The 11,488-nt window shown below is 75.5% G+C and carries 6 protein-coding genes and 1 pseudogene; 5 read left to right on the top strand and 2 right to left on the bottom strand.

The window, feature by feature from the left end; all coding sequences use genetic code 11:
- Window positions 1–238: 238 nt before the first annotated feature.
- Window positions 239–1,348: an XdhC family protein gene (locus ACZ7MG_RS25650; protein WP_471380826.1), complete on the top strand. Its 1,110-nt coding sequence runs from the start codon at window positions 239–241 to the stop codon at window positions 1,346–1,348.
- A 6-nt stretch (window positions 1,349–1,354) separates the two neighbouring features.
- On the opposite strand, the gene ACZ7MG_RS25645 is transcribed toward ACZ7MG_RS25650, so the two are convergent.
- Window positions 1,355–1,861 carry a metallophosphoesterase family protein gene (locus ACZ7MG_RS25645; RefSeq protein ID WP_471380824.1) on the bottom strand — a complete coding sequence of 169 codons (507 nt, stop codon included), beginning with the start codon at window positions 1,859–1,861 and terminating at the stop codon, window positions 1,355–1,357.
- A gap of 13 nt (window positions 1,862–1,874) precedes the next feature.
- Window positions 1,875–4,622, bottom strand: a complete 2,748-nt coding sequence (locus tag ACZ7MG_RS25640) for a SpoIIE family protein phosphatase (RefSeq protein ID WP_471380823.1) — start codon at window positions 4,620–4,622, stop codon at window positions 1,875–1,877.
- A 315-nt stretch (window positions 4,623–4,937) separates the two neighbouring features.
- Between ACZ7MG_RS25640 and lanKC the strand changes: the two genes are divergently transcribed.
- The 4 genes and pseudogenes from lanKC to ACZ7MG_RS25620 form a co-directional block, all read left to right on the top strand.
- Window positions 4,938–7,553, top strand: coding sequence for a class III lanthionine synthetase LanKC (lanKC, locus tag ACZ7MG_RS25635; protein ID WP_471380821.1), 2,616 nt, complete (start codon window positions 4,938–4,940; stop codon window positions 7,551–7,553).
- An 85-nt stretch (window positions 7,554–7,638) separates the two neighbouring features.
- Window positions 7,639–7,755, top strand: coding sequence for a SapB/AmfS family lanthipeptide (locus ACZ7MG_RS25630; protein ID WP_005483995.1), 117 nt, complete (start codon window positions 7,639–7,641; stop codon window positions 7,753–7,755).
- Window positions 7,756–7,922: 167 nt separating this feature from the next.
- Entirely contained in the window at window positions 7,923–9,920 is a 1,998-nt protein-coding gene (locus ACZ7MG_RS25625) for an ATP-binding cassette domain-containing protein (RefSeq protein WP_471380820.1), read from the top strand.
- A pseudogene (locus ACZ7MG_RS25620) lies at window positions 9,917–11,410 on the top strand (ATP-binding cassette domain-containing protein); the annotation flags it as partial. The gene ACZ7MG_RS25625 and the pseudogene ACZ7MG_RS25620, both read left to right, overlap by 4 nt.
- Between the last annotated feature and the right edge of the window lie 78 nt (window positions 11,411–11,488).

Raw genomic sequence — 11,488 nt, 5'->3', positions numbered from 1 at the left:
GAAACACCGTGGTCGAACCGCCCGCAAACCAATTTCCCGCGGGTAAGACACGGCCCTGGCGGGCCGTGAAAAAGCAGGGGCGCAGCCCCGCTTTTTCAGGGGCGCGGGGAACTGCGCGAGAAGCCCCACCGGACCCGCACCCGACAACGCACCCCTCGGGGTCGAGACTCGGCGGGCGATGGAGGGCCTGGTGCTGGACGCTGGAGGGGATGGGTGGGGCGGGAGAGGAGTGGAGGTCGTGCGGGAGATTCTTTCGGCGGTCGGGGCTTGGTGCGCCGCAGGCACCCCCTTCGGTCTCGCCACCGTCGTGGACGTCAGCCGCAGCGCCCCGCGCGGCCCGGGCGCCGCCATGGCCGTCGGGCCCGGTGACGAGGTCGTCGGCAGCGTGTCCGGTGGCTGTGTGGAGGGCGCCGTGTTCGAGCTGACGCAGGAGGTCATGGCGTCCGGTGAGGCCCGGCTGCACACCTTCGGGTACAGCGACGAGGACGCGTTCGCGGTGGGGCTGACGTGCGGTGGGGAGATCACGCTGCTCGTGCGGCGGGTGGCGGCGGCCGAGGACCCGTCGTTCGGGGCGGTCGTGGAGTCGGTGGGCGCCGGCCACCCGGTGACCCTGGCGACCGTGACCGACGGCCCGGCCCGACGCGGCGCCACCCTGGCCGTGTGGCCGGACACGGCCTCCGGCACCCTCGGCACCCCCGGGCTGGACGCCGCGGTCGCCGCCGATGCGCGGGGGGAGTTGGCTCAGGGGGTCACCGGGCTGCGGCACTACGGGCCCGGCGGGGAGCGGCGGGAGGACTCGGTGTCCGTGTTTCTGCAGTCGTTCGCGCCGCCGCCCCGCATGCTGGTGTTCGGCGCGATCGACTACGCGGCGGCGGTGGCCCGGATCGGGGACTTCCTCGGGTACCGGGTCACGGTGTGTGACGCCCGCCCAGTGTTCGCCACCCCGAAACGCTTCCCGGCCGCCGTCGAGGTGGTCGTCGACTGGCCGCACCGCTATCTGCGCGACACCCCGACCGACGACCGCACCGTCATCTGCGTCCTCACCCACGCCCCCAAGTTCGACGTACCGCTGCTGGAGGAGGCGTTGCGCCGCCCGGCCGCGTACATCGGGGCGATGGGCAGCCGCCGTACGCACGACGACCGGACGCGGCGGCTGCGGGAGGCCGGGCTCGACGCGGCCGAACTGTCCCGGCTGCGCTCCCCCGTCGGCCTGGACCTCGGCGCCCGTACGCCGGAGGAGGTGGCCGTCTCCGTCGCGGCGGAGATCGTCGCGCTGCGGTGGGGCGGCAGCGGGGTGCCGCTGACGGCGACGACCGGGCTGATCCATCCGGCGGCCCCGCCCCGCTGAGTCCGCTCAGGTGGGGGGAGGTGGGAGGCGGTGCAGGCGTACGTCCGTCAGCTCGCCCGCCGCCGCCGTCGCCGTCATGTAGGTGCGGTGGGGCTGGCGGCGGCGGTCGGTCGGGGAGCCGGGGTTCAGCAGGCGCAGGCCGGTGGGTGTGGTCGTGTCCCAGGGGATGTGGCTGTGGCCGAAGACGAGAACGTCGGTGTCGGGGAAGCGGGCGGCGCAGCGGGCCTCCCGGCCCTGGGCGGCGCCGGTCTCGTGGACGACGGCGAGCCGCAGCCCGGCCAGGGTGGCGCGGGCCACCTCGGGGAGGCGGGCGCGCAGGCCGGGGCCGTCGTTGTTGCCGTACACGGCGACGAGCCGGCGGGAGCGGGCTTCGAGGAGGTCGAGGGTGGCCTCGTCGACCCAGTCGCCGGCGTGGACGACCACGTCGGCGCGCGGGAGTTCGGCGAGGAGCGGCTCGGGCAGCGCCTTCGCGCGCTTGGGCAGATGGGTGTCGGAGAGCAGCAGCAGACGCACGCCGGCCAGCCTGTCACTCGATGGGGATCTCCGCCCACACCTGTTTGCCGCCGCTGACCGGGACCGTGCCCCAGGCCGAGGACATCGCCTCGACGAGGAGGATGCCGCGCCCGCCCGTGGCCTCCCAGCCGATGACGGTGGGCTTCATGGGGGTGCGCGGGGAGGAGTCGGCGACCGCGACACGGAGGCGGTCGGCCAGAAGGGTGAGGTCGAGGCGGACGCGGCCGTCGGTGTGGACGAGGGCGTTGGTGACGAGTTCGGAGACGACGAGGAGCACGGTGTCGGCGGTGGACTCGACGCCCCAGCGGCGCAGCACCCGCCGGGTGTAGCGGCGGGCCTGTCCGACCGCCTGGGGGACGCGCCACACGCTCCAGTTCTCGCGCTGGGGGCGCAGGGCCATGCCGTCGTAGCGCACCAGGAGCAGGGCCACGTCGTCGTCGCGGTTGGCGCCGCCCAGCAGGGTGTCGGCGACCGAACCGAGGTGGGCGGGGTCGGCGGCGGACAGTTCGGCGGCGAGCTGGTCGAGCCCGTCCTCCACGTCGACGTCGGCGGACTCGACGAGGCCGTCCGTGGTGAGGGCCAGCAGGGTGCCGGGGGTCAGCCGCAGGGGGCTCATCGGGAAGTCGGCGCGCATGACGACGCCGAGCGGCGGCCCGCCCTCCGCCTCGCTGATCTCGGTGGTGCCGTCCGGGTGCCGCAGCACGGGCGGGATGTGGCCGGCGCGGACGTACCAGGCGGAGCCCTCCTCCATGTCGATGTCGACGTAGCAGCAGGTGGCGAAGAGGTCGGTCTCCATGTCCATGAGGAGCCGGTTGGCGTGCGAGACGACGACGTCCGGGGGGTGCCCCTCGACGGCGTAGGCGCGCAGGGCGGTGCGCATCTGGCCCATCAGGGTGGCGGCGCCCGCGTTGTGGCCCTGGACGTCGCCGATGACGAGGGCCACGTGGTTGTCGGGCAGCGGGATGACGTCGTACCAGTCACCGCCGACCTCCAGTCCGGCAGTGGTGGGCAGATAGCGGGCGACGGCGACCGCGCCGGGCAGCTGGGGCAGGCGGCGCGGGAGCAGGGTGCGCTGGAGCATGCCGACGAGTTCGTGCTCGGCGTCGAACGCGTGGGCCCGCATCAGGGCCTGCCCGGCGAGGCCCGAGGCGGCGGTGAGCAGGGCGCGTTCCTCGGGGCCGAAGTCGTGGGGGTTGTCCCAGCCGATCAGACAGGCCCCGGCCATCCGGCCGCCGGCGGGCAGCGGGAGCACGGCGAGGCCGCCGGGGCCGACGTCGGCGAGGGCCGGTTCCAGATCGGCTCCGGCGGGCCAGATCCCGGCGCGTCCCTCGCGCAGCGCGGTGGCGAGGGTCGGCATGGTGCGCACCGGCGCGTCCGGCCACTCGCCGCGCCACTCGGAGCGCCACACCTCGGGCCAGACCTCCGGCTGCGGTGGATCGAGGACGGTGACGACCAGGCGGTCCCCCTCCAGTTCGGCGAGGGCGATCCGGTCGGCCTGGAGCGGCTTGCGCAGCGCGGTCACCACGGCCTGGCTGACGTCCCGTACGGTGCCGGCGGTGGCCAGGGCGGCGGCGAGGCGCTGGATACGGGCCACGTCGCCGCGGCCGGTGCGCAGGGTGGAGGCGTCGGCGACGGTGCCGACGAGCCGGGTGGGCCGGTCCTCGCCGCCGGGCAGCATCCGGCCGCGCAGCCGGAGCCAGCGCTGCTCGCCGGAGGGCTGCAGGATGCGGAACTCCAGCTCCCGGTCGCCGATGGACATGTGGTCCGCCTCCACGACGGACATCAGCGCGGGGAGATCCTCGGGCACGGTCAGCGCGATCAGGGTCTCGACCCTGCCGTCGAAGTCGTCCGGGCCCATGCCGAACAGCTCCAGCAGCTTGTCGTCCACCTCGACCCGCCCGGTGTCCATGGCCAGGTCGAAGGAGGCGCCGGGCCCGGCCGGCGGGGCGGGGGCGGCGCTGGTGACCGCCTCGGCGAGGAGGTCCAGACACTGCCGGTCCTCCGCGTCGAAGGCGTCCGCGCCGTCCCCGACGGCGACAAGACACCCACGCTCACGCAACGGCAGCACGCCCAGCGAGAACTCCTGGACGGGGACGCGGGGGGCGTGCGCGTCCGGCTCCTGGCCGACGCCGGAACCCCCGCCGGCCTCCCGACCGACACCGGAACCCCCACCGGCCTCCTGGCCGACGCCGGAGCGCCCGCCAGCCTCCCGACCGACACCGGAGCCCCCGCCGGCCTCCTGGCCGACACCGGAGTGCCCACCGGTCTCCTGGCCGACGCCGGAGCCCCCGCCAGCCTCCCGACCGACACCGGAACCCCCGCCGGCCTCCTGGCCGGCATCGGCGCCCTGGGGACGCCCGGCCTCGCCCCGGGGGCTGTCGGCGCCCCGAGGAACGTCCCCGTCCTGCGAGACGCCCGCCTCCCGCGGGACATCCGCGTCCCGGAGCACCTCGTCCGACGTGAACCAGCGGGGGCGGCCCGAGCGGCAGGTCTCGGCCACCGGGGCGGACCCCGAGGCGGGGTAGCTGTCGCGGAGGCCGTAGAGGCCTCGCGGTACGCCCGCCGAGCCGGCCAAGGACAGCGCGTCGCCCTCGCCGTCGGGGATGTACACGACGGCGACGGTCGCGCTCGTGAACACGAGCACCTGTTCGAGGATGGCGTGCAGCCGCTCCTGCGGATCGAGATCGCCGGCAAGCGTCTTGAGCGCGAGTTCGGCACGCAGCGTCCTCGTTCCGCGTTCCGCCGCGCCCTCACTGACCACGTCCGCAATTACAGCGCTTCCGGCACGCTCGCGCAGCCCCTGGGACCGTTCGGCGGGGCCCGGGGCCCCGCTCCGCCCGCCCACCCGGGCCGGAAAGAGGCCGAACGGACCCGAACGGACCCGAGCGGATTCGAGCGGATTCGAGCGGATTCGAACAGATCTTTACGTATGCGTTCCGCACGGTGAGTGCGTGACAGGCGTGACGGGTTTCTGGTGACAGCCGTGACTGTCGGGCACTCCGCCGGGCCGGAAGACTCGTCGTCACCCGGCCCAGGGGGCGACGGCGACGACGGCACACGACCCGGGGGGACGCGCATGGACAAGCGGTACGAGGCGTACGCGCTCGCCGACAGACACTTCTACGAGACACCGGACCGGCTCTCGGCCGGTGACCGCGCCGGCCAGGCGGCCCCGGGCTACGAGACCGCCCGGCGCGCGGTTCCCGAGGGCTGGCGGGCCGCCCGGATCGGGGACTGGCTGACGCTGACCCCGGTCGACGACGGCGGGCGGCCCCGTCCCGGACCCACCCAGGGATGGAAGGTGCACGCCTCCGCCACCCGGGCGAACGCGGACCGGATCGCGGCGATCGTGTGGGACTACTGCGTGCCCCGGTCGATCCCGTTCAAGTTCGTGCCGGGCCCGTATCTGCTGCATCTGCGCAACGCCAAGTACGCGGGCCGCGACACCAGCGGCAAGTTCGTGACCGTCTACCCGGCCGACGAGGAGCAGCTGCACCTCGTCCTGCGCGAGCTGGGCGCGCTCCTGGCGGGCTTCGACGGCCCGTACATCCTCACCGATCTGCGCTGGGAGGAAGGACCGCTCTACGTCCGCTACGGCGCCTTCGCCCGTTCCTTCGTCGTCGACGAGCGCGGCACACTCGTCCCCGCCGTCCGCGACGGCCAGGGCACCCTGGTGCCGGACCAGCGGAAGCCGACCTTCCATGTGCCCGACTGGGTGACGCTGCCCGCGTTCCTGGAACCGCAGCTCGCGGCCCGCAACACGACCACGGTCGGCGACCTGCCGTACCGCATCGAGAAGGCGCTGCACTTCTCCAACGGCGGCGGGGTGTACGTCGGCACCGACACCCGGGACGGCCGCCGCGTGGTCCTCAAGGAGGGGCGCCCGCACGCCGGGCTGGCCGCCGACGGGGCCGACGCGGTCACCCGGCTGGAGCGGGAGAGGGCCGCGCTGGAGCGGCTGACCGGGCTCGGGGTGGTGCCCGAGGTGCGCGACTGGTTCACGCTCGGCGACCACCGCTTCCTCGTCATGGACTTCGTCGAGGGCCGCCCGCTCAACGCGTACGTCGCCGAGCGGCACCCCCTGCTGGCCGCCGACCCCGAGCCGGGCGCGGTCGCCGCGTACACGGCCTGGGCGTTACGCGTCCACCGGGCCGTCGAGGAGGCGGTGGCGGCGGTGCACGCGCGCGGGATCGTCTTCAACGACCTGCACGTCTTCAACATCATGGTCGCGCCGGACGACCACTCGGTCTCCCTCCTCGACTTCGAGGCGGCGGCGCCGGCCGAGGAGAACGGCCGCCAGACCGTCGCCCACCCGGGCTTCCTGGCGCCCCCGGACCGTACCGGCCCGGCCGTCGACCGCTATGCCCTCGCCTGTCTGCGTCTGGCGCTGTTCCTGCCGGTCACCTCGCTGTTCGTGGTGGAGCGGGAGAAGGCCGCGCATCTGGCGGCGGTGATCGCGGAGCAGTTCCCGGACGTGCCGCGCGGGTTCCTGGACGAGGCGGTCGCGGAGATCACCCGTGGGAGCGGCGGCGTCGAGGAGGCACGGGTTCACCGTGCCCCGGCCGGCGGCTGGTCCCTCGCCGAGCCCGGGGACTGGCCGTACAGCCGTGACTCGATGGTCAAGGCGATCCTCGCCTCGGCCACCCCGGAGCGCGACGACCGGCTCTTCCCCGGGGACGTCGCCCAGTTCTCCGACGGTGGCGGCCTCGGCCTCGCGCACGGCGCGGCGGGTGTCCTGTACGCGCTCGCGGAGGTCGGCGCCGAGCGTTACGAGGAGGGCGAGCGCTGGCTGCTCGACCACACCGACCCGGTGCCGGTCGGTACCCCGCTCGGCCTGTACGACGGTCTCGCGGGCGTCGCGTTCACCCTGGACCGGCTCGGGCACCGGCAGCGGGCCCTGGACCTGGTCGAACAGGTGCTCGCCGAGAAGTGGCAGAAGCTGTCGTCCGACCTGCGCGGCGGGCTGGCCGGGCTCGGCCTGGTCCTCGACGAACTGGCGCGGACCACCGGTGAGTCCGGGCTGCGCGCGCCCGCGGCCGAGGCCGCGGACCTCCTCGTACGCCGCCTCGCCGAGCCCCGCCCGGCACCGCCCCGCCGACGGGCCGGCCTGCTGCGCGGCGCGAGCGGACCGGCGCTGTTCCTGCTGCGCCGGTACGAGGAGACGGGCGACCCCGGGCTGCTCGACGCGGCGGGCGCGGCGCTGCGGCAGGACCTGGAGTGCCTGGTCGAGCAGAAGAACGGCGGGCTGGCCGTCGACGAGGGATGGCGGACGATGCCGTACCTCGGGGACGGGAGCGTGGGCGTCGGCATGGTCCTCGACGACCTCCTGGCCGCGACCGGCACCGGCACGCAGGAGTACGCCGGCGTGCGAGCGGGCGTACTGACCGCCGCGGCCTACCGCTTCTACGCCCAGCCGGGGCTGTTCGAGGGCCGGGCCGGGATGATCCTTCATCTGGCGCGGACCGGCGCACCGCGCGAGCGGCTGACGGAACAGATCGCCGCGCTCGGCTGGCACGCGATGCCCTACCAGGGGCAACTGGCTTTCCCCGGCAGCCATTTGATGCGGCTGTCCATGGACCTCGGTACCGGAACGGCGGGCTGTCTGCTGGCCCTCGGCGCGGCCCACGCCGCCGCCGACGGCGCCCCGGCGCAGCTGCCGTTCCTGCCGCCGCCACGGCGGCGGCCCCTATGACGCGGTTCCGCCACCCGGTGGAGTCGTGACGCAACACCCCCGTCCCCAACGGTCCCTGAGCGGGCCGTCGACGAAAGGAAGCGACATGGCACTTCTCGACCTGCAGACGATGGAAGCCGACGAGACGACCGGCACCGGCGGCCCCAGCTCCCTGAGCGTGCTGTCCTGTGTGAGCGCGGCCAGCATCACGCTCTGCCTCTGATCCGACGGGCCGACGGGCCGGCGGCTCCGGACGGTTCCTCTCCCCTCCGGGGAGGGGCCGTCCGGGGCCCACGCGTCACCGTGCACGACCATGCACCCCGCAGACCGCTCCCGTGTCCTTCGTCCACCCGGTCATCCCACACCCGGTCATCCCACGTCAGGACGGGTATGACGCCTCTCACCGAAGCCGGGGCCACCGGCCCGGCAGCCGCGTCCGTTTCTCTGCTGCGCTCGACCGTCCGGTACTCCGGCCCCCGTTGTACGGCGCTGGCGCTGGTGTCCGTGGCCGCGACGGGGGCGAACCTGTCGCTGCCGGTCGCGCTGGGCCGGGCCCTCGATCTGCTGCTGGCCGGCGATCCGGACGGCTCGCGCTGGGTGCTGTGGTGCACGGGGCTGATCCTCGTGGCGGCCGTGCTGGACGCGGTCGAGACCGTGCTCGGCGGGACCACGAACGCCCGGGCCACCGCCTGGCTGCGGTATCGCCTGGTGGGGCACGTCCTGGCGGTGGGGCCGCGGGCCGTGGGCCGGTTCGGAGCCGGTGACCTGGTGGCCCGGCTCGTCGGGAACGCGGCCCAGGCGGGGACGGCGCCCGCCACGGCCGCCGCGCTCCTCGCCGCGCTCGCCGGGCCGCTGGGCGCGGTGGTGGCGCTGGGGTTGATCGATCTCCGGCTGATGGCGGCGTTCCTGATCGGGGCCCCGCTGCTCGTCCTCGTGCTGCGCGCGCTCGCCCGGGGCTCCTCCGACTGCGTCACGCGCTACCAGCGGGCCCAGGGCCGGATCGCGGGCGGCCTGGCCGAGGCCGTCGCCGGGCACCGGACGATCGCCGCCGCCGGGATCGCCGACCGCACGGTCGACCGCGTCCTGAAGCCCCTGCCCGAGCTCTCCCGCGAGGGGCACCGCATGTGGCACGTCCAGGGCCGGGCCGCCGCGCGCGCCGCCGCCGTGGCGCCGCTGGCGCAGCTCGCCGTCGTGGCCACCGCCGGCGTCCTCCTCACCCGGTCCCACCTCACCCCCGGCGAACTCCTCGCCGCGTCCCGCTACGCCGTCCTCGCCGCCGGCATCGGCGTCCTGGTCGGCCACGTCTCGACCCTGATCCGCGCCCGAGCGGCCGCCGCCCGGCTGAGCGAACTACTGACCGAGCCCGCGATGCCCTACGGCGCACGCCGGCTCCCGCACGCCGGGCAGGGGGCGCCGGAGTCGGAGTCCGAGGGTCTTTTCGTGCCGGAGCCACTGGAACCGACGCCGGAGGAGCCCCCCGTACCGGAGCCTCCGCAGCCGACGCCGGAGGGGGCTGCCGTACCCCGGCCGCTGGAGTCGTGGCGGGCCCCGGAGCGCGGGCGGCGGGCGTCCAACACCCCCTCCCCGCAAGGGCGGCTTGAGCTGCGGGGCGTGAGCGTCCGTCGGGGTGGGCGGGTGCTGCTCGGGGGGGTCGATCTTGTGGTGCCGGGTGGGGCGGCGGTGGCTGTGGTGGGGCGTTCGGGGGCGGGGAAGTCGCTGCTCGCGGCGGTTGCCGGGCGGCTCGTGGATCCGGACGAGGGGGAGGTGCGGCTCGACGGGGTGCCGTTGCCCGAACTGGACCGGCGGGAGCTGCGCCGGGCGATCGTCCATGCCTTCGAACGCCCGGCCCTGCTGGGCGACTCCGTCGAGGACACCATCGCCTTCGGCGTCCCCCGCCCCTCCCCGGTCCGCGTCCGGGAGGCCGCGCGCGCCGCGCACGCCGACACGTTCGTCCGCCGCCTCCCCGACGGCTACGCCACCCCCTGCGCCGACGCCCCCCTGTCGGGCGGCGAGGCCCAACGCCTCGGCCTCGCCCGCGCGTTCGCCCGCGACTGCCGGCTCCTCGTCCTCGACGACGCCCTCTCCAGCCTCGACACCCTCACCGAACACCGCGTCACCGACGCCCTCCTCTCCCCCACCACCGGCACCACCCGCCTGCTCATCGCCCACCGCGCCACGACGGCCGCCCGCGCGGACACGGTGGCCTGGTTGGACGAGGGAAAGGTGCGAGCGGCGGGACCGCACGCGGAGCTGTGGCGGATCGCGGGGTATCGGGAGCTGTTCGGGGCTGGGGACGGCACCGGGGTGGAGGCAGGAACGCGCCGGGCGGAGACCGCCCACGACGCCGACGCGCCGCACAGCGGTCCGGACGGAGGGGGCCGACGATGACGGGCAGCCGGGCGGAGACCGGGACGGCGCCCTCGGCGCACGTCGGGCCGCGACCGCACGCCCCCTCGCCCGGCCTCCCCCGGCGCGGCCTGCGTTTCCTGCGGCGGCGGGCGCGGGTCGTCGTACGGCTGGCGCTGTGGTCCGTGGTGGAGGCGGTGCAGACGTTCGTGATGGGGTACGCCCTCGCGCGGGCCCTCGACGACGGGTTCCTGGCCGGGCGGGCGGGGGTCGGGCTGGGGTGGCTCGGGGTGGGGGCGGGGGCCGTGGTCGTGGGGGCGTTCGGGACCGGGCGGGTGTACGGCGGTGTGGCGGGGCTGGTGGAGCCGTTGCGGGACCGGCTGGTGCGCGGGGTGGTGGAGCGGGGGGTCCGGGAGGCGGACGGCGGGGCCCTGTCCGGGCTGACCCAGCAGGTGGAGATCGCCCGGGACACCTTCGCCGGACTGGTGATGGTGTCCCGCTCGTTCGTGTTCACCGCCGCCGGGGCGCTCGTCGGGCTCTTCTCGCTGGCCCCGCCCCTGCTGCTGGTGGTGGGCCCCCCGCTGGTCGTCGGCGTGGGCCTGTTCCTGGCGACGCTGCGCCCGCTGGCCCGCCGGCAGGAGACCTTCCTCGTCGCCGACGAGGCGCTCGCCGACCGGCTCGGCACCGTCTGTCCGGGGCTGCGGGACATCACCGCGGCCGGGGCGGAGGACCTCGTCGCCGCCGACACCGGCCGGTGTGTCGACGCCGAGCACCGGGCCGCCCGCTCCCTGGCCCGCTGGGGCGTCGTCCGTGTCGCCGCCCTCGCGATCGGCGGCCAGCTGCCGGTGGTCCTCCTGCTGGCCACCACCCCCTGGCTGCTGGACCAGGGGGTTACCCCCGGCGCTCTGATCGGCGCCCTCGCCTACGTCACCCAGTCCCTCCTCCCCGCCCTCCAGAACCTGGTCCACGGCCTGGGCACCAGCGGCTCCCGGCTCGCGGTGGTCCTGCGCAGACTGCTCCCCCCGCTCCCCCCGCCCAGCACGACGGCGCACGCCCCCGGCCCGGACACGCCGCCCCTCGCGCCCGACCCGGGCCCCGCCCCCGACGCCCTCACCCTCTCCTCCGTCACCTTCGCCTACGGCGCCTCCGGCACCCCCGTCCTCGACGGTCTCGACCTCCGGGTCCCGCGCGGCACGCATCTCGCCGTCGTCGGCCCCAGCGGCATCGGGAAGTCCACCCTCACCGGGATCGTCGCGGGTCTGCTGCGCCCCCGGCAGGGCACCGTCCGCTTGTGTGGGCAGCCGGTCCCGGGCGCCACATCCCACGCACACCGGGTGCTCATTCCGCAGGAGGCGTACGTCTTCGGGGGATCCCTCGCGGAAAACCTCGGCGAGCTGCGGCCGAAACCCGTGCCCGAGGAGGAGCTGTGGGCCGCCGCGGAGGCCGTGGGGCTCGCGGGGGTGATGGCCCGGCTGGGCGGTCCGGGGGCCGAGGTCGACCCGGGCGCGCTGTCCGCCGGGGAGCGCCAGCTCGTCGCGCTGGGCCGGGCGTATCTGTCGTACGCGTCGGTCGTGATCCTCGACGAGGCGACCTGTCACCTGGACGCGGAG

Source organism: Streptomyces sp. NPDC107538, from assembly GCF_055657445.1.
Note: the sequence above shows the minus strand (reverse complement) of the source record. Positions and strands in the feature narration are given on the sequence as shown.